Source organism: Amycolatopsis sp. AA4 (genome assembly GCF_002796545.1).
Taxonomy (GTDB): domain Bacteria; phylum Actinomycetota; class Actinomycetes; order Mycobacteriales; family Pseudonocardiaceae; genus Amycolatopsis.
In genome coordinates, this window is the sequence record NZ_CP024894.1 from 8322564 (window position 1) to 8346151 (window position 23588).

The following is a 23588-nucleotide window of genomic DNA, read 5'->3' on the forward strand; positions in this document are numbered from 1 at the left end:
GCCACGGTGACCGACGTCACCGGGCCGAGTGAACGTCGTGCGCACCTCTCCCGGTTCCGGCCGGGACAGTCGCCCGCGAGGGCTGGTAGGACGCGGGATGGCCGCCCGACCATCGCCTCTCCCATACTCGGGCTTCCAAACGTTTTCCCTGTTCAGCGCGGTTTTCTCAGCAACAAATCAGCAACTGCCGCTCTCCATCGGAGCAATTCTCGTGCCAGGATGTGGCCACGAACCGTCAACGCCGACGGTGACCGGGGTGCCTCGGACCCGAGGCGCCGGTCCCCGCCGGTGCAGTCGCTGTGGCCGCCACAAGCGGCCGTCAGAGGCGCCGACACCGAGGAGAACTGCTCATGCCGTCCGAACAGTGGACGCACCCGGAACCTGGAGACGGGCCGGCCGCCGTAGCGGCCCAGCCTTCCCCCGAACAGGTGATCGCCGGTTTGCGAGCGACAAGCGAAGGTGGCGCTGAGCTGACTCAGCTGCTCACCCCCGAGGGCCAGCGCGTCCCGTCCGAGCGGTTCGACCGCTACGTCGAGGACGTCGACGACGAAACGCTGAAGAACCTCTACCGCGACATGGTGCTGGTGCGCCGCGCGGACCGCGAGGCCAACGCGATGCAGCGCCAGGGGCAGCTGGGCATCTGGGTGCCGCTGCTCGGCCAGGAAGCCGCGCAAGTCGGGTCCGGGCGCGCGCTGCAGCCGCGGGACATGGCGTTCCCGAGCTACCGCGAGCACGGCGTCGCGTACACGCGCGGCGTCGACATGCGCGAGCTGATCGGGATTTTCCGGTGCACCGACCACAGCGGCTGGGACTACCAGGCCCACCGGTTCCACCCGTACACCATCGTGATCGGCAACCAGGTGCTCAACGCCGCTGGTTACGCGATGGGCCAGAAGTTCGAAGGCAAAGTCGGGGACGAGGGCGGCGAAGCCACCATCTGCTACTTCGGTGACGGCGCGACTTCGCAGGGCGACGTGCACGAAGGTTTCGTCTGGGCCGCGGTGTACGACGCGCCGCTGGTCTTCTTCTGCCAGAACAACCAGTGGGCGATATCCGAGCCGACCGAACGCCAGTCGCGGCTGCCGCTCTACCAGCGCGCCCGCGGTTACGGCTTCCCCGGCATCCGCGTGGACGGCAACGACGTCCTCGCCTGCCTCGCCGTCACCCGGTGGGCGCTGGACGAATGCCGGCACGGCAACGGCCCGGTGCTGATCGAGGCGTTCACCTACCGGATGGACGCGCACACCACCACCGACGACCCCACCCGCTACCGGCTCTCGGACGAGCTGGAGGAGTGGAAGCTCAAGGACCCGATCGAGCGCGTGCGGGCGTTCCTGGCTCGCAATGGGCACGCGGACCAGGCGTTCTTCGACAGCGTCCAGGCCGAGGCGGACCAGTTCGCCGCCGAGCTGCGCGACTACACGTTCAACATGCCGGAGCCGCCGCCGGACCGGGTGTTTTCCCAGGTCTACGCCGAACCTTCGCCGGTGCTGGAAGCGCAGCGCGAGGAGTATCTGTCCTATCTCGACGGTTTCGCCGCGGCGGGTGAGCACTGATGACTGACTTGCAGAAGCTCACGATCGGCAAGGCGCTCAACCTCGGTCTCCGTCGCGCGATGGAGGAGGACCCCACGGTCCTGATCATGGGGGAGGACGTCGGCAAGCTCGGCGGCGTCTTCCGGATCACCGACGGACTGCAGAAGGACTTCGGCGAGCAGCGCGTGCTGGACACGCCGCTGGCCGAATCGGGCATCATCGGCACCGCGGTCGGCTTGGCTGTGCGCGGATTCCGGCCGGTGTGCGAGATCCAGTTCGAAGGGTTCATTTTCCCCGGCTTCGACCAGATCTCCTCGCAGCTGGCGAAACTGCACTACCGCACGCAGGGCAAGGTCAAGATGCCCGTCGTGATCCGGGTGCCGTTCGGCGGCGGGATCGGCGCGGTGGAGCACCACTCGGAATCGCCGGAATCGCTGTTCTCGCACATCGCCGGACTCAAGGTGGTGTCGATTTCGAACGCCGTGGACGCCTACTGGGGCATCCAGGAAGCGATCCGCTCGGACGACCCGATCCTCTTCTTCGAGCCCAAGAAGCTGTACCACTCGGGCGCGCTGAAGATGGAGGTCGACACCTCGACCGCGCCGTCGCGCGTGTTCGCGTCGCAGGTCGTGCGCGCGGGCACGGACGCCACAGTGGTCGCGTACGGTCCTTCGGTGAAGGTGGCGCTCGACGCCGCCACGGCCGCCGAGGCCGAGGGCAAGTCGCTGGAAGTCATCGACTTGCGCACGCTTTCGCCGCTCGACCTCGGACCGGTTTTCGAGTCGGTGCGCAAGACCGGACGGCTCATCGCGGTCAGCGAAGCGCCGTCGGAATCCTCGCTGACCTCGGAGATCGCCGCCCGGGTCCAGCAGGAATGCTTCTACTCCCTGGAGTCCCCCGTCCTGCGCGTGACCGGATTCGACACGCCGTACCCGCCTGCGAAGCTCGAGGAGCATTACCTCCCCGACCTCGACCGGGTCCTGCACGCTGTCGACCGATCTCTCGCCTGGTAAGGGGGTTCTCCCAGAAATGCCCGAGTACAAACAGTTTCCCTTGTCGGACACGGCGGAGGGGCTCACCGAGGCCGACATCCTCGCCTGGCGCGTGAAGCCGGGCGACACGGTGACGGTCAACCAGATCGTGGTCGAGGTCGAGACCGCGAAGGCCGCCGTCGAGCTGCCGATCCCGTGGGCCGGCGTGGTTACCGAGCTGCACGTGGAACCGGGGCAGACGGTGGAGGTCGGGACGCCGATCCTGACCGTGGACGTGGATCCGGACGGGAAAGCCTCGCCCGCTCCCGCCGCCGCCCCCGCTGCCGCGGAGTCCGCTCCCGCCGAGGAGGAGATGAAGCCGCTGGTCGGCTACGGCTCCAAGGCGGCCGGGACCACCCGCCGGGCTCGAAAGCACCCCAATGTGGCATTGGGTGCGTCAGATGCACCGAACGCCACATTGGGTGCGTCGCATGCACCCAATGCCACATTGGGGCAACCCCCGGCCCCAGCGGCACCGGCCGGATCAGCGGCACCGCGCGGCGGTTACGTCCCGCTGGCCAAACCGCCGGTTCGCAAGCTGGCCAAGGATCTCGGCGTCGACCTGCACTCGCTCACCGGCAGCGCGGACGGCGGCGTGATCACCCGCGAGGACGTGCACCGAGCCGCCAATGGTTCCGCGGCTCCCGCAGTGTCCACTGTGTCCACTGTGGAGTCCGGCTACGACCCGGCCACCCGCGAGCGGCGCGTGCCGATCAAGGGCGTCCGCAAGGCGACCGCGGCCGCGATGGTGCAGAGCGCGTACACCGCTCCGCACGTCACGGAGTTCCTCACCGTCGACGTCACGCCGATGATGGAACTGCGCGAGAAGCTCAAGAAGTCGCGCGAATTCAGCGGCGTCAAGCTCACTCCGCTGGCGTTCGCGGCGAAGGCCGTGTGCCTCGCGGCGAAGCGCACGCCGGACGTCAACGCGGTGTGGGACGAGGCCGCGCAGGAGATCGTCTACAAGGACTACGTGCACCTCGGCATCGCGGCGGCGACCCCGCGCGGTCTCGTCGTGCCGAAGATCCGGGACGCGGATTCCTTGTCGCTCAAGGAACTCGCGGTCGCGCTCACCGAGCTGACCGACGTCGCGCGCGAGGGCAAGACGACGCCGGCGGCGATGCTGGGCGGCACGTTCACGATCACCAACGTCGGCGTGTTCGGCGTCGACACCGGCACGCCGATCATCAACCCGGGCGAATCGGCGATCCTGGCCGTCGGGGCGATCCGCGACACCCCGTGGGTGGTCGACGGCGAGATCAAGGTGCGCAAGGTGATGCAGCTGTCGCTGAGCTTCGACCACCGGGTGGTCGACGGACAGCAGGGGTCGGAGTTCCTCGCCGACGTCGGCGCGCTGCTCGCCGATCCGGCGGTCGCGATCACGTACTGAGCCGAAGGGGCCGTGCGCGCACGGCCCCTTCGCTTTATCCCGTTGACGGAGTGAGCACTCACTCCGTACCGTGGCACGCATGGAGACGAGAAAACGAGCGCCCGGGATGGCGCCGGACGATCGGCGGCGGATGATCGTCCGCGCGGTGCTCCCGCTGGTCGTCGAGCACGGCCGCGGGGTCACGACCGCGCAGATCGCCCGTGCCGCCGGGATCGGCGAGGGCACCATCTTCCGGGTTTTCCAGGACAAGGACGAACTGTTCGCCGCGTGCGTGGAAGCCGCGCTCGACCCGGCGGAGGCGCTGGAGATGATCGGGGAGATCCCGGCGGAGCTGCCGTTGGAGAAGCGGCTGGCGGAGGCCGCCGAGGCGATGAACGCGCATCTGCAGCGGATGGGCGCGGTGATGGCCGCGACGATGAAGGGGCGGACGCGCGCGGACGCGGAGGAGGCGCGCAACCGCAAGTCGGTGACCGGAGACAGCCGCCGCGAATCGCTCGAAGCGATGCAGCGCGCGGTGCGGGAACTGTTCGTGCCGGACGCCGCCCGGTTGCGGCTGCCGGTCGACAAAGCCGCTTCACTGTTCCTGGCCCTGCTGTTCACGCAATCCCGCCCGATGCCGGGCGCCCCGACTACTGACGAGGTCATCGACGTCTTCCTGCACGGTTCGGTGCTGGCGTGATCCCGGGCGGTGGGGGCGGAATCGAGATGGCCCTCGGCCGCCGCGGTCGCCGCCGGATGGCGCAATCCGTGCCGGACAGCGGTCTCACCGGGCCGGTCGACATCCCGGAACCGGAGCAGCCGGAACAGCCGAAAGGCCTGCGTGCCCGGCTGTCCCGGATGCGCACCTCGGTGGCGGGCACCGTGCGCGGCCTGCCGAAAGTCGCGAAACTGACCTGGCAGGCGAGCCCGGCGCTGACGATCGTGCTCGCGGTGATCACGCTGGCGTCCGGCCTGCTGCCGACGGTCACCGCGTACATCGCGAAAATCCTGCTGGACTCGGTGGTCGCGGCGATCCAGCATCGCGGGTCGACCGCGGACATCGTGCGCATCACGGTGTTCCAGTTCGGCGTGCTGGCGGCGACCGCGATCAGCAGCGCGCTCACCACGATCGCGCAATCCCTGCTGCAGGAACGGATGACGCTGACCATCCGGCACCGGGTCATGCAGCACGCGAGCGATCTGCACCTGGCGTACTTCGAGGGTTCGGCGTCGTACGACATGCTGCGCCAGGCCGCGCAGGAGGCGCCGACGCGTCCGTTGTCGATGATGACCTCGGCGCTCGGCCTGATCCGGACGTTGATCACCTTCGCCAGCATGATCGCCCTGCTGGTGTCGATCAGCCCGCTGCTCGCGCTGGTCGCTTTGCTGGCCCCGATCCCGGCGTTCATCTCGCAGTCGAAGTACGGTTCGCGGGCGTTCTGGCTCACGTTCCTGATGTCGCCGATCAAACGGCGGATGGACTATCTGTCCTCTTTGGTCACTACGGACACGTATGCCAAGGAGACCAAGCTCTTCGGCCTCGGCCCGTACTTCGTGGACCGGTTCCGGAAACTCGGCGTGGTTGCTTACGAACGGCAGCGGAAGCTGACGGTGAAACGGAATGTCAGCTCGACGTCGTGGGGACTGCTGAGCACGCTCGTCGGCTCGGCGATCGCGTTGTACATCGCGCTGGAAGCAGTCGGCGGCCGGCTTACCCTGGGCGATCTGGCGTTGTACACCGCCGCCGCGACGTCCGTGCAAAGCTCGGTGACGGGCTTGTTCACCGCGTTTTCCGGGATGTACGAGAACAATCTCTACCTGGACACGCTGTACCGATTCCTCGACACCAAACCGGAAATCACCGCTCCCGCGAAACCCCGGCCGCTTCCGTCCACTGTGGAAGGACACATCCAGTTCGAGTCGGTGAGCTTCAGTTACCCAGGCGCGGACGAACCGGCGCTGCACGGGGTGAGTTTCGAGATCCGTCCTGGCGAAACCGTCGCCGTGGTAGGCCGCAATGGCGCGGGCAAGTCGACGCTGTTCAAGCTGTTGTGCCGGCTCTACGACCCGACCGCGGGCCGGATCCTGCTGGACGGCGTGGACATCCGCGAGTACGACCCGGTCGACCTGCGCACCAAGATCAGCGCGATGTTCCAGGATTACGTGACCTACCAGGGCACCGCGGCGGAGAACATCGGCCTCGGCGACCTGAACCGGCTCACCGATCGCGAGCACATCGAGGACTCGGCCCGCCGCGCCGGAGCCGACGAGCGCATCGCCCGGCTGCCGACCGGGTACGACAGCCCGCTCGGCCGGTGGTTCGACCAGGGCGTGTCGCTGTCCGGCGGGGAATGGCAGAAAATCGCGCTGGCCAGGGCTTTCCAGCGCGAGGCTCCGATCCTGATCCTGGACGAGCCGACGTCGGCACTGGACGCCCAAGCCGAGCACGACCTGTTCGACCGGCTGCACACGTTGTCGCGCGGGCGGACGACGCTGTACATCTCGCACCGGTTCTCGACGGTCCGCCAAGCCGAGCGGATTCTGCTGCTGGACCACGGGAAGGTCGCGGAATACGGCACGCACGAAGCGCTGATGGCGGCCGGCGGCGGGTACGCGGAATTGTTCACGCTGCAAGCGGAGGCGTACTTGAAGTGACTACCTTGGGGTGATCAGCCGAGGGGGGTTCGTGCTCATCACCACTCAAGACCTGGGGATCACCGCGGGCGAGACAGCGCTGTTCAGCGGTCTCGACCTGGCCGTCGACGCCGGCGAATGCCTGGTCGTCCGCGGTGCCAACGGGGCGGGCAAATCGACGTTGCTGCGGTGTCTCTACGGGAACCAGGCTCCGACGTCCGGTTCCGTGTCCGTGTGCGGCGGGCCGCCGGACGAGCGGTCCACCGCTTTCCGCCGCCGCGTTTCGGTGCTATTCGACGATTCGGCGCTCTTCGACGAACTCACGCCGCGCCAGCATCTCGACCTGCTGCGCAATTCCTTCGGCGGCGAACTGACCGAGGGTCCGATTCCGGCTCCCGACGTGCCCGCGGCGGAGCTCTCCGCCGGACAACGACGGCGGCTCCTGCTGCACGCCGCGGTCGCGCGTCCGCACGAGGTGCTGCTGCTGGACGAACCGGAACGCGCCCTGGACGCCGAGGGCCGGGCGTGGCTGTCCACCCTGGTCCGCACCAGCACGGGACGCGGCGCGGCGGTAGTCGTAGCGAGCCATCACCCGCCGCTCGCGGACGAGGTCGCGGACTACGTGGTGGACCTGTGAAACGCCCGGACCTGGTCCTGGCGCTGGTCATCGCGGCCGGACTGCTGGGATCGCCGTTCTACCACACCGAACTGGTGCGCAGCCAACTGGTCGGGGACGCACCGGTGGGCGCGCTCGGCAGCGTGCTCGTGCTGTGCACCGGACTCGCCCTGGCCTGGCGGGCGACGCTGCGACGCGGGTACGTCTGGGCTCATCCGGCCACGCTGACCTGGGACGATTTCGACGGCCAACGCCCCGCCGCACTCACCCGGCGGCTGGTCCTGGACTGGGCCGCCCGGTTCGGTGTGGCGGCTTATTTCTTCGCGGTGTCCGGGATGCTCATCGGTTTCCCCAGCTCGCTAGCCAGTCCTCTGGCGCTTTTCGTGACCGTCGCGGCACTGGCGCTGGCGATGGGCCGCCGCCGTCCGTTTCCCGGCGAATCCCTTGCCCCGCTTACCCTCGCGCTGGCACCGGTCATTCCACTGTGGACCTACGCGCTCGCGGCCGGTCTCGCGGTGATGGCCCTGGCCTGGTCTTCGCCGCTGCCGCACACGGTTTCCCGAGACACGTTGATCCGGCACTACACCGAACGCATGGTGCGTCGGACGTCCGCCGCCTTCCTGGACGTCTGGGCCCTGCTCCCGGCCGGACGCCCAGTCCCGTGGCGCAACGCGCTCGCCGGCCGCTTCATCGTCACCCGCTATGTAGTGACGGGGACTCTCGCGCGCCGGTACACGCTCGGCCTCCCGGTCTTCCTGGCACTCGCCGTGCTCGCGACGCACGCGACGTTCCCCGCCGTGACGTCAGTGTGGCTACTCGGCGTCGGCGGTTATCTGGCGCTGCTCCCGTTCACCGCGCCGGTCGCGCAACTGCATCGAGTGCCCGGACTGCGCCGCTGGCTGGACGCGTCGAACCTGCGGCTGCATGCCGTGACCTGCGCTTTCCTGTGCCTGCTAGCCCTGCTCTGGGCGGGTGTGGTCCTGCTGCTGGGCATTCCGGCGTCGCTCAGCGCAGTGGTAGCCGTCCTGCTCGCCGCGCTCGCGGCCGTGCGCTCGGTGACCCGCGGCCCGCTCGACTTCAGTTCGATGGGGATGGTGCTGTACGAGGGCGTCCTGATCCCGGCTGGCCTGGTGCGGCAACTGGTCCGAGGCCCGGACCTGCTGGTGCTGGGGTTGATCGCGGCGAGCTTTGTCCCGCTCTGATCGTCGGCTCCTCCGCCACGGAAGCGGCCGACCGCGTTCCAGCGAAGCCTCTGACCTGGCCTTTTTCCCGTCCGGGAGCAAAACCCGGCACTCGTTCGTTCACCTGGTATGGCTGTCGTGTTCCTGCTCTACGTCATCGCTGAAGTCGCCGCCATCTGGGCGGTCGGCTCGGTCGTCGGTGTGCTCGGCACGATCGGTCTGCTGATCGCGGGCGCGTTCGTGGGCTCGTGGCTCGCGCGCCGCGAGGGCGGCAAGGCGATGCGTGCCTTCATGGCCACCGCGCAGTCCGGCCGCAATCCGGAGAAGGAGCTGACCGACGGCATGCTCGTCGCGCTCGGCGGCGTGCTGATCATGGTCCCCGGCTTCGTCAGCGACGTGCTCGGCCTGCTGTTCCTGTTGCCGCCGACCCGCTCGATCGCTCGGCGGTTGTGGTTGCGCCGCGCGGAGAAGCGCGCCATCCGGTACGCCAACCAGCGTCGCGGTCCGGTGATGGTCGTGGACAGCGAGGTCGTCGCGGAGGAGCCGCGGCCGGCGAAGAATCACCCGGTGATCGAAGGCCGGATCGTCGAGGGCTGAGCCTTTGCCACAATGACTCGCGTGGAGCGGCTGGTAACGACTTCCGCGGTGAGCGCCCGCATGAGCAAACAGAAGTCCCGCAACACCGGGATCGAAATGGCGCTGCGCAAGATCCTGCACGCCGCCGGGTACCGCTACCGAGTGCACCGACGTCCGGTGAAAGGCGTCCGCCGCGAGGCTGATCTGGTGTTCGGCCCCGCGCGAGTCGCGGTTTTCGTGGACGGCTGCTTCTGGCACGGCTGCCCCGAACACGGAACCTGGCCGAAGAACAATGCCGATTATTGGCGGACCAAGATCGAAACCAACCGCCGCCGAGACGCGAATACCGACGCGCTGCTGCTCGAAGCGGGCTGGCTGTCGGTGCGAATCTGGGAACACGAGGCGACCGACGTCGCCGCGACGCGGGTGATCGAGACCGTCGAGGAACGCCGTCCCCATTAATGTTGGCGCCATGCCTCTACCGGGTCAGCCCACCGCCGCGGAGTTTTTCGCCGGCATCGGTCTCGTGCGCCTAGGCCTCGAACCGGCCGGGTTCGACGTCGCGTGGTCCAACGACATCGAACCGGCGAAGCAGGCCATGTACGAGGCGCACTTCAACGACCAGGGCGCGCACGAGTACGTCCTGGGCGATGTCGCCGCCCTGCGCGGGGCCGATCTGCCCGCTGGCCTCAGCCTGGCCTGGGCGTCTTTCCCCTGCACCGACCTCTCGCTGGCCGGCTGGCGCCGCGGCCTGGCGGGCTCGCACTCGTCGACGTTCTGGGAATTCACCCGCATCCTCGACGAACTGGGTCCCGACCGTCCGCCGGTAGTAGCGCTGGAAAACGTCGTCGGCCTGGCCACAAGCCACGGCGGCGACGACCTCCGCGCGGCGATCCGCGAACTCAACCGCCTCGGCTACTCCGCCGACGTCCTGACCCTGGACGCCCGGCGGTTCGTCCCGCAGTCGCGGCCGCGGTTGTTCATCGTCGGCGCGCAAAACCCGCCATCGGACTCGCCCGCGCCCTCTCCGCTCCGCCCCTCCTGGCTCGCGCTGGACCCTTCCCTGCGGACACATCGCGCTGCCTTGCCCGCGCCTCCGCCGCTGCTGGTCACCGGCCTGTCCGCGGCCGTCGAACGCCTCTCCGCCGACGACGAGCGCTGGTGGACGGGGCCGCGTGCCGAGGCGTTCATCGGGTCGCTCTCGCCGCTGCAACTGGAACGGCTGACGCAGCTCCGAGCGGGAAAGAAGCTGGTGTACCGGACGGCCTACCGCCGCACCCGAAACGGAAAGCCAGTGTGGGAAGTCCGCCCCGACGACATCTCCGGCTGCCTGCGCACCGCGCGCGGCGGGTCGTCGAAACAGGCCGTAGTACAGGCAGGCCGCGGCTCAGTGCGGGTCCGCTGGATGACGCCCCGCGAGTACGCGCGGCTGATGGGTGCGGGGACTTATGCGCTGGATGGCCTGCGGAACAACCAGGCCTTGTTCGGCTTCGGGGACGCGGTGTGCGTGCCGGTGGTTCAGTGGCTGTCGGAGAATTACCTGATGCCGTTGGCGCGGGGGGAAATGAGCCTCGAAGCCGCGGGCTAGTCCGCCCCAGTCGGCTTGGGAATGTCGAAATACCCCGACAACCGCACCGCCGGCGCGTACTCTCCCTTGACCTTGACTTTCCCCGTCACGAACATCGCCGCTACCGCCGCGTTGCCGGTTGCCATGCGGATGAAGTCCTCGACCGCCACGGTGATCGTCGTGTCCGGGGTGCGGGCCAGGTCGGTGCTCGACACGCACAGGCCGTCCTCGATGACCGTTTGGTAGCGGTCGAAATCGTCGCCGGCGGGGAAGCGCCAGGAGACCACGACGTCCACGTGCCGGGCTCGGTCCGGGCGGAAGTGTTCCGACATGCGGCGGAAGATCTCGTCCAGGAAGACCGCGCGCAGTTCGTCGTGGTCGGCGATGCCTTTCAGCTGCTCCCGCGAGGCCGCCGCGACGACGTCCACCAAGGATTGCGTGGTCAGCGAGCCGATGTCGATGCCGGCTCCGGCCGTGCCGAGCATGTGCAGCGTCTCCAGGACCTGCACGAACTGCTCCGGGGTCAGTTTGCCCACCTCGAGAGTGCGGGCGAAACCGTTCACCGCGTGCTCACCGGGGGAGTGCGCGGCACGCATGCGCGAGCGCCAGCGGGACACCGGAGCGGCTCAGGCCGGTCGGGGCAGGTCGAAGTGGCCGACCAGCCCGGCTGCGAAGGCGAGGTCGCCCTTGACCTTGAGTTTCCCGGTGACGAACAGGACCGCGGGCGTGGCCTGGTGGGTGATGATGCGGAAGAAGTCCACGGGCGAAAGCGTAATCGTCACGCGGGGTTTCTCGCGCATTTCGCGGGACACCGTGCAGGTTCCGTCGGAAAGCACCGTCTCGTAGCGGTCGTAGCCGCCCTCGCCGGTACCGCCGGACAGCCGCCAGTGCACGACCGCGCGCAGTGACTTCGCACGGATGTGCGCTCCCATGCGCGCGAAGATCTCGTCCAGCACCCGCTCGCGCAGCGGACGTTCGGCGACCACGGCCTCCAGCTGCGCCCGCGACGCGCGCGCGACCAGCGTGGCGAACTTCGTCGGGTCGACCTTGTCCAGCGAGAACGCCGGCACCTGCTCCGACAGCCGGACCAGCGCCTTCAGCAGCCGGTTCATGTCCGAGCGGCCCAGTTCGCGGGGGTCGATGGCGTCCGCCGCCGCGTTGACGTCGAGCGCGCTCGCGTCGACGGCTTCGGTGCGGTCCAGCGCGTCCAGCAGCGCGACCCCGCGCAGGCCGGCCAGGTCAGAGCTGGTCGCCTCCGGGTTGTCGGCCATCTTCCACCCCTTCCGGAACTTTCCGACGTAAGGCTACCGGTGAGTAGGTAGCGCGGCAAGCAACGCCGCCGACCTGGGGACGGGTACCGTCCGTGCCAGCGAGAGGGAGGAAAGAGCAGCGTGTCCGACGAAGATCAGCGCCCACCAGAGCGAGCGAGACGGCTCCCGAGGGCGGTCCGTGAACGCCAGATCCTGGACGCCGCGGTGCGGGTGTTTTCCCAACACGGCTACCACTCGGCGTCGATGGACGAGATCTCCGAGGTCGCGGGCGTCTCCAAGCCGATGATCTACACCTACCTCGGCTCGAAGGAAGACCTCTTCGGCAAGAGCATCCAGCGCGAGGCGACCCGGCTGCTGGAAGCCATCCAGGCCGGCGTGCAGCCCGATCTGCCGCCGGACATGCAGCTGTGGCACGGCCTGCGCTCGTTCTACCGCTTCGTCGCCGAGTACCGCGAGTCCTGGACCGTGCTGCACCGCCAGGCGTTGACGGTCGGCGGCGGATTCGCGGCGGAGATCACCGCGATGCGCACGCGCGCGATCGAACTGGTCGCGGCGCTCGTGGTGGCCGCGGGCACCCGGAAGGGCCTCGGCGAGCAGACGGAGTTCTCCGGACCCGGCCTGGCCGCGGCGCTGGTCGGCGCGGCGGAATCGCTGGCCGACTGGGCACTGGACCATCCGGAGATCTCCGACGGCGTGCTCGCGTCGTGGCTGATGAACCTGGTGTGGCTGGGGTTCAACGACCTCGTCGAGGGGCAGGTCTGGAAGCCCTCAGAGGGCTGAGACCACCCCGTCCAGGTGCGGTTTCGGCTTCCGCGCGTGCCACAGTTCGAAGGCCCATCCGTCGTCGGTCTGCCACGTCGTGAAAGCCGCGCGCCCGGGCAGCAGCACCGGCTGCTTGAACCGCACCGCCACGCTGAACGCGTCCGGCAGCCGGCCCTCGAAGGACGCCAGTGCGTGCGCCTTCGTCCACATGCCGTGCGCGATCGCCTGCGGGAAGCCGAACAGGCGCGCGGTCAGCGGGTGCAGGTGGATCGGGTTGCGGTCGCCGGAAACCTCGGCGTAGCGGCGGCCGATGTCGCTCGGGACGTGCCACAGCGCGGACGGCGTCGGCGGCGTCAGCTGCGCCCGCGGACCCCCGGAGCCGGAACCCGAGCCGGTGCGGCGGAGATAAGTCGACACCTCGCTCCACACGGTGTCCGCGCCGGAATGGACCTCGCTCACCATGTCGAACTGGCTGCCTTTTTCGTGCGGGCGCAGGTTTTCCGCGCGCACGCTGACCCGGAACGTCTCGCCCAGCAGCAGCGGACGGTGCTGCGTGATCCGGTTCTCGACGTGCACCAAACCCAGCAGCGGGAACGGGAAACCCGGTTCGGTCATCAACGCCATCTGCAGTCCGAAGACCAGCATGTGCGGATACGTCACCGGCAGCTCGTCGGAAAACCGGAATCCGCAGACTTCGTTGTAGGCCGCGACGTGCGCCGGGTCCACGACGACCTCCGGACGCACCAACTCCGTACTAGGGAGGGTCGAGCCGCCGCCGCGACGCAGCAGGGCCTTCGGGTACAGCGTCGCCAGGCTCGGCGCGCTCGTCACTTCACGGACGGCCATCCCTCACGCCCCCAGCAGCGCCTGGCCGCACACGCGGACCAGGTTCCCGTTGACCGCGGCCGACGCCGGATTGGCATACCAGGCAATGGTTTCCGCGACGTCCACCGGCAGCCCGCCCTGGCCGAGGCTCGACAGCCGCCGTCCGGCCTCGCGGATGAACAGCGGTACCGCGGCGGTCATCTTGGTCTCGATGAACCCGGGAGCGACCGCGTTGATCGTGCCGCCGTACTCCGCGAGCTGCGGCGCGCCGACGTTCACCATGCCGATCACGCCCGCCTTCGACGTGGCGTAGTTCGTCTGGCCGACGTTGCCCGCGATGCCGGCGATCGAGGAAACCCCGATGATCCGGCCGTTCTCGCGGAGGATCTTGTCGCCGAGCAGCTTGTCGTTCACCGCGAGCTGCGCGGCGAGATTCACCGCGATCACCGAATCCCAGCCGCCCTCGGTCATGTTGCCGAGCGTCTTGTCGCGGGTAATCCCGGCGTTGTGCACCACGATGTCGACGCCGCCGTGCCGCTCAGTCAGGTACTCGGCGAGCTTGGCGGGCGCGTCCGCGGCGGTGATGTCCAGCTGCAGCGCCGAGCCGCCGATTCGATTGGCCACAGTGGACAGATCGCCGCCCTGCGCGGGGATGTCCAGCGCGATCACGTGCGCGCCGTCGCGGGCGAGCGTTTCGGCGATCGCCTCGCCGATGCCCCGCGACGCGCCGGTGACCAGCGCGACCTTGCCGTCCAGCGGCTTTTCCCAGTTCTCCGGAGTGGGCGCGGTCTTCGCGTGGGTGCCGACGCGGATGACCTGTCCGTCCACGAACGCCGATTTCGCCGACAGCAGGAACCGCAGCGTCGACTCGGCCGCGTCCTCCGCGCCCTCGGCGACGTACACCAGCTGCGCCGTCGCGCCGCGCTTGAGTTCCTTGCCGACCGAGCGGACGAACCCTTCCAGCGCGCGCTGCGCGATCCGCTCGCGGCCCTCGGCCAGCTCCGGCGGCGTGCCGAGCACGACCACCCGGCCCGACGGCCCCACCTTGCGGATCACCGGGTGGAAGAACCGGTAGACCTCACGCAGCTGTCCCGGGTCCGTCACGCCGGTGGCGTCGAAGACCAGCGCCGCGTGCCGGTCGGCGGGCGCGCTGAGCACCTCGATGCCCGCCTCGGTGAGCTGCGCCCGGACGGTCTTCTCCAGCCGTCCGCCCGGCGCGGCGCCGAGAAGTGCGGGACCCTCGAGTGCGGGCTGGCCGGGACGGTACCGGCGCAACGTCGCGGGGTTGGGCAGGCCGAGCTTCGGCACCACGAACTTCCCCAGCGGGGTTTTCGTGAACTGCTGGTACCTGTCCGCCATCACGTGCCTCCCGTGCAGTCTGCGTCACGTCGCAGTCTAACCTACTCGCTAGTAGGTTACAGTGTGAAAGGCACGACTCCAGAGAGGTGGACGGCATGGCGACCAGGAAAACCCCGGCGGTGCGCAAGGTCGCGATCGTCGGCGGGAACCGGATCCCCTTCGCTCGGTCGAACGGCCCGTACTCCCGGGCCTCCAACCAGGACATGTTCACCGCCGCGCTGGACGGTCTGGTCAGCCGGTTCTCGCTGCAGGGCGAGGTGATCGGCGAGGTCGCCGCCGGCGCGGTGCTCAAGCACTCCAAGGACTTCAACCTCGCCCGCGAGAGCGTGCTGGGCAGCAAGCTCTCGCCCGCGACCCCGGCCGCGGACGTCCAGATGGCGTGCGGCACCGGATTGCAGGCAGTCATCAACGTCGCCCACAAGATCGCGCTCGGGGATATCGATTCGGCGATCGCCGGCGGCGTCGACACGACGAGTGACGCCCCGCTGGCCGTGAACCCCCAGCTGCGGCAGATCCTCGTGCAGCTCAACGCGGCGAAGACGCTCGCCGACCGGCTGAAGCTGGTCGCGAAGATCCGCCCGGGCCACATCGTGCCGGAGATCCCGCGCAACGCCGAACCGCGCACCGGGCTGTCGATGGGGGAGCACGCCGCGCTCACCGCGAAGGTCTGGGACATCACCCGCGAGGCCCAGGACGAACTTGCCGCGGCCAGCCACCGCAACCTCGCCGCCGCCTACGACCGCGGCTTCTTCGACGACCTGGTCACGCCGTACCTCAAGCTCGCCCGCGACCAGAACCTCCGCCCGGACTCGTCGGTCGAAAAGCTCGCCAAGCTCAAGCCGGTCTACGGCGGTCCGGACGGGACCATGACGGCGGGCAACTCGACGCCGCTGACCGACGGCGCGTCCACCGTCCTGCTCGCCACCGAGCAGTGGGCGAAGGCGCACAAGCTGCCCGTGCTGGCGTACCTGACGTTCACCCAGACCGCCGCGGTCGACTACGTGCACGGCGACGAGGGCCTGCTGATGGCCCCGGCGTACGCGGTGCCGCGGATGCTCGAGCGCGCCGGATTGACGCTGCAGGACTTCGACTTCTACGAGATCCACGAGGCGTTCGCGTCGCAGGTGCTCGCCACGCTCAAGGCGTGGGAGGACCCGGCGTTCGCCAAGGAGAAGCTCGGCCTCGACGCGCCGCTCGGCTCGATCGACCGCAGCAAGCTGAACGTGAACGGTTCGTCGCTGGCGGCCGGGCACCCGTTCGCCGCGACCGGCGGCCGGATCGTCGCGACCCTCGCGAAACTGCTGAACGAAAAGGGTTCCGGCCGCGGCCTGATCTCCATCTGCGCGGCGGGCGGCCAGGGCGTCACCGCGATTCTCGAGAAGTAGCCGAAGTCCGTGAAGGACTCCTTGAGGGAATCAGATTCCCTCAAGGAGTCCTTCACGGACGTTGAGCCGCGTCAGTCGGTGAGCGACTTCTCCGCGCGCTTGGCCAGTTTGTCGGCGCGCTTGCCCGCCTTCTTCGCCGCGCGCCGGGCCCGCCAGCCCAGCGACGGCTTGCCCGCCGTGTCGCTCGCGGCCAGCAGCAGGCCGCCGGCCAGCGACGCGTTTTTGAAGAACTGGATCTGCTGAGCCTGCTTCTCGCCCGGATCGCTCAGCTGCCAGAACCGGTGCGCGGCCAGCGTCGTCGGCACCAGCGAGCCGAGCAGGGCGACCGCCGCCAGCCGAGGAGCCTTGCCGCTCGCCAACGCGAGCCCGGCCCCGATCTTGACCGCCGCGTCGATCCGCACCAGCGTGGCCGGATCACGGGGGACCTGGTCCGGAACCAGGCCCTCGACCTTGTCGAAGGTCTCGGTGAGGAACGGTTCGGCCGCCTTCGCGTGGCCTTGGGTGTCACGCAGGGCACCGATGCCGCCCAACACGAAGATCGACGCGAGCAGTGGACGTGCCACCCGGCGCAGTATCACGGTCTCGCCTCTCTGGTCTGGAATCCCTGAACAAGAACCTACAACCGGGATTGCCCGCCCCGCTCCCCGCCGAACCGAGGCTAGCGATACCTAGTCGAATATTGCTCTATTCCTAGATTCCCCTAGACAGATCTAGCGGCTCGCGGGCTTGACCTTGCCGCTGCGTCAACCTTTACCGTCGAAGCCGTGGTCAGGACGGAATGGTCGATCCAGGACATCGCCCGGTCCGCGGGCACGACGAGCCGGACCCTGCGGCATTACGACGCCGTCGGGCTCCTGCCGCCGACGCGGATCGGCAGCAACGGCTACCGCTACTACGACGAGAACGCACTCGTCCGGTTGCAGCGGATCCTGCTGCTGCGCGACCTGGGACTGGGGCTGCCCGCGATCGCCGAGGTGCTCGACGGACAACGCGACGGGGTCGCGGCGCTCGAAACGCACCTGGCGCTGCTGCGGCAAGAGCAGCGGCGGATCGGACGGCAGATCGACTCCGTGCGGACCACGCTCCGGAAACTGAAGGGAGGTGAGCAACTGATGGCAGAGGAAATGTTCGACGGATTCGACCACACCCAGTACCGGGAAGAGGTCACCCAGCGCTGGGGCGCCGACGCCTACCGCAAGGGCGACCGGTGGTGGCGGTCGCTGTCCGAGGACGAGAAGAAGGCTTTCCAGCAGGAACAGCTGGACATCTCGGCGGCGTTCGGAGCTGCCCGCAAGGACGGCCGCGACGCTGGTTCGGACGAGACCCAGGCGATCACCGCGCGGCTGCACGACTGGCTGCGCCCGGCCGCCGGGACCGTCTCGAAGGGGTACTTCGCCGGTCTCGGACAGCTGTATGTCGACGATCCGCGGTACGGCTCGTACGACGAGAAGCACGGCCCCGGCACGGCCGAGTACATCCGCGACGCGATGAAGATCTACGCGGAGCGGAACCTGACGGACTGACGCTCCGTCAGAGTGGGCGCTGGGGGTAAGGATGGACGGGGCTGCAGACCCGGCCATCCTTCTAGGCAACACGCGCTAGGCATCTATGGGCAAATATCGATCCAGCTCTAGATACCTCGATACGGTGACAGAGTGGACCCCATCCGCAACCCCTTCGCGCCCGGCGCCGGGCAGCGACCGCCGGAGCTGGCTGGCCGCGAAAGGGAGCTGAAGGCGTTCGAGGTCGTCCTGGAACGCGTCGCGCGCGGACGGCCGGAGCGCAGTCTCGTGCTGACTGGCCTGCGCGGCGTCGGCAAGACGGTGCTGCTAGGGGAGTTGCGCTCGATGGCCGTCCGGCGTCGGTGGGGCGCGGGCAAGATCGAAGCACGGCCGGACGCGGAGCTGCGGCGTCCGTTGTCGGCGGCGTTGCATCGGGCGATCCGCGACCTGGCCGTGCGGCATCGCGCGCCGGACCGGGTCGAGGAAGTGCTCGGGGTGCTGAAAGCGTTCGCGCTCAAGGCGAACAAACCGGACGCGAAACTGCGCGACCGCTGGCAACCCGGCATCGACGTGCCCGCCGCGCAGGGCCGGGCGGATTCTGGCGACATCGAGATCGACCTGGTCGAACTGTTCACCGACGTCGCCGAGCTGGCCGCGGACGTCGGCACCGGCGTCGCGCTGCTGATCGACGAGATCCAGGATTTGCAGCCGGACGACGTCTCGGCGTTGTGCGCGGCTTGCCATGAGCTGTCGCAGTCCGGCGCGCCGCTGGTCGTGGTCGGCGCGGGGTTGCCGCATGTGCCGGCGGTGCTGTCGGCGTCGAAGTCGTACTCCGAGCGGCTCTTCCGGTACTCGCGCATCGACCGGCTCAGCCGCGAGGACGCCGACTACGCGGTGCTGGCCCCGATCGAACGCGAGGACGCCGGGATCGAACCGGAGGCGCTCGACGCGCTCTTCGACGCGTCCGGCGGTTACCCGTATTTCATCCAGGCCTACGGCAAGGCCGCCTGGGACGCCGCGCCCGCGGACCCGATCACGGTCAAGGACGTGCAGGTCGCCGCGCCGGAGGCGGAATCCGAGCTGGCGGTCGGGTTCTTCGGGTCGCGCTACGAACGCGCGACGCCCGCCGAACGCGAGTACCTGCTCGCGATGGCCGAGCTGACCCAAGGCCGCGACGAGGCCGCCGGCACCGCCGATGTCGCCGTCTACCTGGGACGCAAGCCTTCGTCGCTGTCGCCGGCGCGCGACAGTCTCATGAAGAAAGGCCTCGTCTACTCCGCCGAACGCGGCCAGATCGCCTTCACCGTGCCGCATTTCGGGCACTACCTGCTCGGCCGCGACTGAGCGGATCTTCCCTTCGCTACCGGTCTATGCGGCTGCCTAGCTGTTTATAGCAATTTTGCTAGATACCTGTAGAGGACGGTAGCGCGTTAGCGACTTGTGACCGCCAACACGGGATCTGTCCGGTGAACCTCAGGAGACTGCCGATGATTCTTCGGCAAGTGCCCCATGTCACCGCATAATCGTTGGATTCCTTGTGAAAAAAGGTGCATACTAGAGACACAGCCACCGAAGACCTCTGAAGGGGATGCAGAACACCATGAGCAACATCGCCGCCAAGCTCCGTGCCCGCCGCGCCGAGGCTCGCACTCGCCGGGCGCTGAACCGGGCGATCGACACCGCGGCCACCTCGACGGTCCGGCAGGAGCTTATCGCCCTCGCCCAGGCGCGTCAGCCGTTCATGCGCTGACCTGCACGACCAACCTGTTGGTGGGTCACTCACGTGAGTGATCTAGACCACAGCGAACCCTGGGTGTAACGCCGCGGAGAGCCGCGTCGATACCCACTACGACCCCGTGATGCTGGCGGACCCCCGACCTGGCAGCATCACGGGGTTTCCATATGTCTGGACCATTTTCGCCGCGGGTCCACCACCGGGGGAATTCGCTTGCCCCGAGCGGGCGACGGCGAGATGCTTGACTCAGTCAACGATCGAGTCAAGGTGGTCCCCGTGCCGGATACCGTCCTCGCCGAACGCGTCGCCACAGTCCGCGCTTTCAACCGGCTCTACACCGGCGTGATCGGTGTCCTCGACGAGGGACCGGCCGACGCCGAATACTCGCTGAGCGAAGCGCGGGTGCTGTTCGAACTCGCCCAACAGGACCAGCTGCAGGTCAGTGATCTGCGCAAACGGCTGTCGCTGGACGGTGGCTACGCGAGCAGGCTGCTCAGCAGGCTGGAAACCCGCGGCCTGATCACCCGCGAACGCTGCGCGGACGACGCGCGCCGCCAGCTCGTCGCGCTCACCGACGAAGGGCGCGCCGCCTTCGCCGACCTCGACCATCGTTCGGCCAGCCAGATCGGCAGCCTCCTCGACCAGTTCGCGGACGCCGACCAGCGCCGCCTGCTCGGCGCGATGGGGACCATCACCGCGCTCGTCCGCGAACCGGCACCGGAACCGACGGTCACCCTGCGCGCCCCACGTCCGGGCGACCTCGGCTGGGTGGTGCACCGGCACGGCGCGTTGTACGCCGAGGAGTACGGGCTCGACGAACGTTTCGAAGCCCTCGTCGCGCGCGTGATCGCCGACTTCGCCGAACACCGCGACGACCCGCGCCAGGCCGGCTGGATCGCCGAACTCGACGGCGAGCGGGTCGGCAGTATTTTCTGCACCCCCGGCAACGAGGAAGGCACCGCGAAGCTCCGGCTGCTGCTGCTCGAACCCGTCGCACGCGGACACGGCGTCGGCAAACGACTGGTGCGCGAATGCGTCGAATTCGCTCGCGCGCAGGGGTACCGGGAAATGGAGCTGTGGACGCTCTCGCTGCTCGCCGCCGCGCGCGGGATCTATCGCAGCGCGGGATTCGAACTGGTCGGCACGGAGGAAACGGACGCGTTCGGCCCCCTCGTGACCGGCGAAACCTGGCGGCGGGAGTTATAGATGTTCGTCCTGTACTGCGCCGTGTGCAATCGCCGCACGCTGCTGGGCGTCGACGAGGTGGACTGGGTCGAAAACCTGACGCGCGGCGTGATCTCGGTGTCCGGCCACTGCCCGCTGGGCCACGACGCGGTGATCCTGACCGGCGACGCGTTCACCCCGCACGCGGACCCGAGGTATTTCGGGCCCGCGCCGCGAGTGTGGACGAAACCCGTGCACCGCCTGCGCGGCTGGCTGCGCACGAGGTTCCAGATGAGCCGCGACCTGCCGGGCCCGTTCTACCGCTTCTGACGCCCCATCGAATAGAACTCCGGATTCGGCTTGAGCGCGGTCAGATGCGCGAGCCGGTTGGACATCGCGAACAACGCGGTGATCGCGCCGACGTCCCAGATCTCGTCCTCGGTCAGCCCCGCCTCGCGCGCGGCCTCCAGGTCGCCCTCGCCGAACAACGCGGACTCGTGCGACAACGCCAGCGCGAGATCGACGATCGCCCGGCCGCGCTCGTCGAGTTCGACCTGCCACGGATTGGTCGCGACCCGGTCGGACAGCTCGGGGTCCTTCGCGCGGATCCGCAGGATCGCCCCGTGCGCGACGACGCAGTAGGTGCAGTGGTTCGCGCCGGAGGTGGCTACGACGACCAGCTCGCGTTCGGCCTTGGTGAGTCCGCCGTCGCGTTCCATGAGCGCGTCGTGGTAGTCGAGAAAGGCCCGCAGCTCGGCGGGGCGGTGGCCGAGGGCGCGGAAGATGTTCGGCGTGAAGCCGGATTTCTCCGCGATGGCGCCGATGCGCTCGCGGAGATCGTCGGGAAGGTCTTCGAGTTCCGTCACGGGAAACCGGCTCACGGGGTTGGTCATACCGCCCACGCTAACCCGCGCGGTTCGCGTACGGGAGGGGCCGGATGCACCCCGTTCACCCGGAAGGAGTTTGCTTACCCGGTGAACTGGACCGCGTACGTGGACGGTTACTGCGAGCGCACCGCGCCCGGACTCTGGGGAGAGCCGCTCAACGACCTGGCCAACCTGGCCTTTCTCGGCGCTGCCGGGGCGGTCTGGTGGCGGGCTGACGGGCAACGGACCGGGCGGGTGCTCGCTGCTCTGATCGGGTTGATCTTCGTTGCCAGCAGCGTCTTCCACCTGGTCGCCACGCGGTGGGGTGCGGTCGCCGACTCCGCCGCCATTCTGCTCTTCACCTTGTTCTACGCCGCGGCCTTCCCCCGAATCTTCTTTTCGGCGAAGGCGAAATGGTCCTGGCTGGGGGCACCGGCGTTTCTGGCCGTCACCGGCGCGTCGGCGGCACTCGGCGGCGGGTTGTATCTGCCGGCGCTCGCGGGGCTGGCCGGGTTCGCGATCGCGTTGGCGGTCAAGCGGGATCCGTACTGGCTGCACTTCACGATGGCCGCGGCGGTGTTCGCGTTGTCGTTGTCCTTCCGCACAATCGACGGCGTGGTCTGCGGAGATTTCCCCGCGGGCACGCATTTCCTGTGGCATTTGCTCAACGCGGTGGTGCTGTACCTCGTCGCGAAGGCGATGATCGGCAAAGCAGAAGAGGCCCCCGCGCCGGAAGGGCGGGTTCTAGCGGTCCCCGCAACACCCTGGATTGCAGGGAGTTGCGGGGATCGTGGATTTTGAGAGGTTGAAGAAGGAGTTCTTCGAGGCTCTTGATCGGGAGAAGGGCAACGTTTCGGGTGCCGCCCGGGTGGTCGGGGTGTCTCGGGGAACGGCTCACACTTGGGCGCGGCAGGCAGGAGTGCGGGGCACGGGGAAGTCGGGCACGTCCGGGCATCCGGGCAGGGCGGAGTACGACCGGCTTCGCGCGGCCGGTGTGCGATCACGGGATGCCGCCACTCGGGTCGGCGTCAACGAGCGCACCGCCCGGGACTGGGATCGCGGTATCCGGCAGATCGGTCACACGCGCCTCCACCCGGATGGGCGCCGGATCGACTACAAGACGGGCGTGACCACTGTCGTTCCTTTGTCCTCGCAGCCGTCTGTCGCGGCGGTCGAGGCCACTTTGCACCCGCGGTACTTGACGGTGGCCGAACGGGAGCTGATCGCCGACATGCGCCGGCAGGGCGAGTCGTTCCGGGCGATCGGGCGGGCGCTGGGCCGCCCGGCGTCCACCGTCAAACGGGAGATCGACACGCGGTCGGTCAACGGTGTCTATCGGCCGCACCACGCTCAGCGGGCCTGGGCGGGAAGCCGGCCGCGGCCGAAGCCGTCGAAACTCGCCCAGGACGGTCCGTTGCGCGCCTATGTCGCCGACAAGCTGCGGGAACAGTGGTCACCCGAGCAGATCTGTCAGGCGCTCGTCCGCGAGTTCCCCGACGATGAGGACATGCGGGCGAGTCCGGAAACGATCTACCAGGCGATCTACGTCCAGGCTCGGGGCGGGCTGCGACGCGAGGTCGCGGCCGCGCTGCGGACCGGCCGCACCCGCCGGAAGCCGCACCGCAAACCTGACCAGCGCACACCCCGGTTCGTCGACGGCATGGTGATGATCTCCCAGCGCCCGGCCGAGGTCGAAGACCGCGCGGTCCCCGGCCACTGGGAAGGCGACCTGATCGTCGGCACCCGCAGCGAGAGCGCGATCGTGACGCTGGTCGAGCGCTCCACCCGCTACGTCATGCTCGGGCACCTGCCCGGCGGGCACACCGCCGAGGAAGTCCGGGACGTGCTCGTCCCGCTGATCCAGACCCTGCCCGCACACCTGCGCGGCTCGCTGACCTGGGACCAGGGCTGTGAAATGGCCGCGCACAAGCAGTTCTCGATCGCGACCGGGGTTCCGGTCTACTTCTGCGACCCGCACGCACCCTGGCAACGCGGCTCAAACGAGAACACCAACGGACTGCTGCGCCAGTACTTCCCCAAAGGGACCGACCTGTCCGTTCACAGCACCGAAGACCTCGAACACGTCGCCCAGAAACTCAACCGCCGACCACGCAAAACGCTCGGCTGGTCAACACCAGCCGAGCGCCTGCGTAATCTGCTAACGGCCACCACATAGATCATCAGGTGTTGCGACGACCGCGTGAATCCGC

General features: G+C 68.7%; 25 protein-coding genes. 19 read left to right on the top strand and 6 right to left on the bottom strand.

The annotated features are described in order from the left end of the window. Nucleotides 1-350: 350 nt before the first annotated feature. The 10 genes from pdhA (at nucleotide 351) to CU254_RS38615 (ending at nucleotide 10530) form a co-directional block, all read left to right on the top strand. Nucleotides 351-1556 carry a pyruvate dehydrogenase (acetyl-transferring) E1 component subunit alpha gene (gene pdhA / locus CU254_RS38570; RefSeq protein ID WP_009085102.1) on the top strand — a complete coding sequence of 402 codons (1206 nt, stop codon included), beginning with the start codon at nucleotides 351-353 and terminating at the stop codon, nucleotides 1554-1556. After that, nucleotides 1556-2548, top strand: a complete 993-nt coding sequence (locus CU254_RS38575; protein ID WP_009085104.1) for an alpha-ketoacid dehydrogenase subunit beta — start codon at nucleotides 1556-1558, stop codon at nucleotides 2546-2548. Before pdhA ends, CU254_RS38575 begins: the two co-directional genes overlap by 1 nt. A 16-nt stretch (nucleotides 2549-2564) precedes the next feature. Continuing rightward, nucleotides 2565-3956, top strand: a complete 1392-nt coding sequence (locus CU254_RS38580; RefSeq protein ID WP_009085107.1) for a dihydrolipoamide acetyltransferase family protein — start codon at nucleotides 2565-2567, stop codon at nucleotides 3954-3956. A 106-nt stretch (nucleotides 3957-4062) separates the two neighbouring features. Continuing rightward, nucleotides 4063-4635, top strand: a complete 573-nt coding sequence (locus tag CU254_RS38585; RefSeq protein ID WP_037716248.1) for a TetR/AcrR family transcriptional regulator — start codon at nucleotides 4063-4065, stop codon at nucleotides 4633-4635. Between the two features lie 20 nt (nucleotides 4636-4655). Beyond that, the gene (locus CU254_RS38590) at nucleotides 4656-6590 is read left to right on the top strand and encodes an ABC transporter ATP-binding protein (protein ID WP_086025030.1); all 1935 of its coding nucleotides are present in this window, start codon (nucleotides 4656-4658) and stop codon (nucleotides 6588-6590) included. Between the two features lie 31 nt (nucleotides 6591-6621). Further along, nucleotides 6622-7206, top strand: a complete 585-nt coding sequence (locus CU254_RS38595; RefSeq protein ID WP_037718661.1) for an ATP-binding cassette domain-containing protein — start codon at nucleotides 6622-6624, stop codon at nucleotides 7204-7206. Beyond that, nucleotides 7203-8387, top strand: a complete 1185-nt coding sequence (locus tag CU254_RS38600) for a hypothetical protein (RefSeq protein WP_037716250.1) — start codon at nucleotides 7203-7205, stop codon at nucleotides 8385-8387. Before CU254_RS38595 ends, CU254_RS38600 begins: the two co-directional genes overlap by 4 nt. A gap of 108 nt (nucleotides 8388-8495) precedes the next feature. After that, nucleotides 8496-8963 (top strand): FxsA family protein, encoded by a 468-nt coding sequence (locus CU254_RS38605; RefSeq protein ID WP_009085115.1) that lies wholly within the window; start codon nucleotides 8496-8498, stop codon nucleotides 8961-8963. A gap of 12 nt (nucleotides 8964-8975) precedes the next feature. Next, nucleotides 8976-9404 (top strand): very short patch repair endonuclease, encoded by a 429-nt coding sequence (locus CU254_RS38610; RefSeq protein WP_009085117.1) that lies wholly within the window; start codon nucleotides 8976-8978, stop codon nucleotides 9402-9404. Nucleotides 9405-9414: 10 nt separating this feature from the next. Further along, nucleotides 9415-10530 carry a DNA cytosine methyltransferase gene (locus CU254_RS38615; RefSeq protein ID WP_009085120.1) on the top strand — a complete coding sequence of 372 codons (1116 nt, stop codon included), beginning with the start codon at nucleotides 9415-9417 and terminating at the stop codon, nucleotides 10528-10530. Here CU254_RS38615 and CU254_RS38620 read toward each other — a convergent pair. Continuing rightward, nucleotides 10527-11105, bottom strand: coding sequence for an SCP2 sterol-binding domain-containing protein (locus CU254_RS38620; RefSeq protein WP_199786107.1), 579 nt, complete (start codon nucleotides 11103-11105; stop codon nucleotides 10527-10529). The genes CU254_RS38615 and CU254_RS38620 overlap by 4 nt on opposite strands. Before the next feature lie 30 nt (nucleotides 11106-11135). Further along, a complete protein-coding gene (locus tag CU254_RS38625; protein ID WP_037716255.1) occupies nucleotides 11136-11780 on the bottom strand; it encodes an SCP2 sterol-binding domain-containing protein in 645 nt (214 codons plus the stop codon). Nucleotides 11781-11900: 120 nt separating this feature from the next. Between CU254_RS38625 and CU254_RS38630 the strand changes: the two genes are divergently transcribed. Further along, entirely contained in the window at nucleotides 11901-12560 is a 660-nt protein-coding gene (locus tag CU254_RS38630; protein ID WP_009085126.1) for a TetR/AcrR family transcriptional regulator, read from the top strand. Here the strand turns inward: CU254_RS38630 and CU254_RS38635 are convergent. Both CU254_RS38635 and CU254_RS38640 read right to left on the bottom strand, forming a co-directional pair. Next, nucleotides 12549-13388 (bottom strand): MaoC/PaaZ C-terminal domain-containing protein, encoded by an 840-nt coding sequence (locus tag CU254_RS38635; RefSeq protein WP_009085128.1) that lies wholly within the window; start codon nucleotides 13386-13388, stop codon nucleotides 12549-12551. The genes CU254_RS38630 and CU254_RS38635 overlap by 12 nt on opposite strands. 3 nt (nucleotides 13389-13391) lie before the next feature. Next, a complete protein-coding gene (locus CU254_RS38640; RefSeq protein ID WP_037716257.1) occupies nucleotides 13392-14726 on the bottom strand; it encodes a 3-oxoacyl-ACP reductase in 1335 nt (444 codons plus the stop codon). A 95-nt stretch (nucleotides 14727-14821) separates the two neighbouring features. Between CU254_RS38640 and CU254_RS38645 the strand changes: the two genes are divergently transcribed. Beyond that, nucleotides 14822-16111 (top strand): acetyl-CoA C-acetyltransferase, encoded by a 1290-nt coding sequence (locus CU254_RS38645; RefSeq protein WP_009085132.1) that lies wholly within the window; start codon nucleotides 14822-14824, stop codon nucleotides 16109-16111. 71 nt (nucleotides 16112-16182) lie between these two features. On the opposite strand, the gene CU254_RS38650 is transcribed toward CU254_RS38645, so the two are convergent. Further along, a complete protein-coding gene (locus CU254_RS38650; RefSeq protein WP_009085133.1) occupies nucleotides 16183-16689 on the bottom strand; it encodes a DoxX family protein in 507 nt (168 codons plus the stop codon). 186 nt (nucleotides 16690-16875) lie between these two features. On the opposite strand from CU254_RS38650, the gene CU254_RS38655 reads away from it, so the two are divergent. The 5 genes from CU254_RS38655 (at nucleotide 16876) to CU254_RS38670 (ending at nucleotide 20842) form a co-directional block, all read left to right on the top strand. Continuing rightward, nucleotides 16876-17634, top strand: a complete 759-nt coding sequence (locus CU254_RS38655; protein ID WP_009085135.1) for a MerR family transcriptional regulator — start codon at nucleotides 16876-16878, stop codon at nucleotides 17632-17634. Nucleotides 17635-17766: 132 nt separating this feature from the next. Next, the gene (locus tag CU254_RS38660; protein WP_009085137.1) at nucleotides 17767-18957 is read left to right on the top strand and encodes an ATP-binding protein; all 1191 of its coding nucleotides are present in this window, start codon (nucleotides 17767-17769) and stop codon (nucleotides 18955-18957) included. Between the two features lie 256 nt (nucleotides 18958-19213). Further along, nucleotides 19214-19363, top strand: a complete 150-nt coding sequence (locus tag CU254_RS43855; protein ID WP_162836041.1) for a hypothetical protein — start codon at nucleotides 19214-19216, stop codon at nucleotides 19361-19363. A gap of 222 nt (nucleotides 19364-19585) precedes the next feature. After that, complete coding sequence (locus CU254_RS38665; RefSeq protein WP_050788370.1) at nucleotides 19586-20554, top strand: helix-turn-helix domain-containing GNAT family N-acetyltransferase; 969 nt, start codon at nucleotides 19586-19588, stop codon at nucleotides 20552-20554. Beyond that, nucleotides 20555-20842 (top strand): hypothetical protein, encoded by a 288-nt coding sequence (locus CU254_RS38670; RefSeq protein ID WP_009085141.1) that lies wholly within the window; start codon nucleotides 20555-20557, stop codon nucleotides 20840-20842. Here the strand turns inward: CU254_RS38670 and CU254_RS38675 are convergent. After that, nucleotides 20830-21405, bottom strand: a complete 576-nt coding sequence (locus CU254_RS38675; RefSeq protein WP_009085143.1) for a peroxidase-related enzyme — start codon at nucleotides 21403-21405, stop codon at nucleotides 20830-20832. The two genes, CU254_RS38670 and CU254_RS38675, sit on opposite strands and share 13 nt — an antisense overlap. An 81-nt stretch (nucleotides 21406-21486) precedes the next feature. Between CU254_RS38675 and CU254_RS38680 the strand changes: the two genes are divergently transcribed. Together CU254_RS38680 and CU254_RS38685 are read left to right on the top strand one after the other, a co-directional pair. Next, on the top strand, nucleotides 21487-22179 hold the full coding sequence (locus tag CU254_RS38680) for a hypothetical protein (RefSeq protein WP_009085145.1): 693 nt from the start codon (nucleotides 21487-21489) through the stop codon (nucleotides 22177-22179). Nucleotides 22180-22372: 193 nt separating this feature from the next. After that, the gene (locus CU254_RS38685) at nucleotides 22373-23554 is read left to right on the top strand and encodes an IS30 family transposase (RefSeq protein ID WP_100267033.1); all 1182 of its coding nucleotides are present in this window, start codon (nucleotides 22373-22375) and stop codon (nucleotides 23552-23554) included. The last annotated feature ends 34 nt before the right edge of the window (nucleotides 23555-23588 follow it).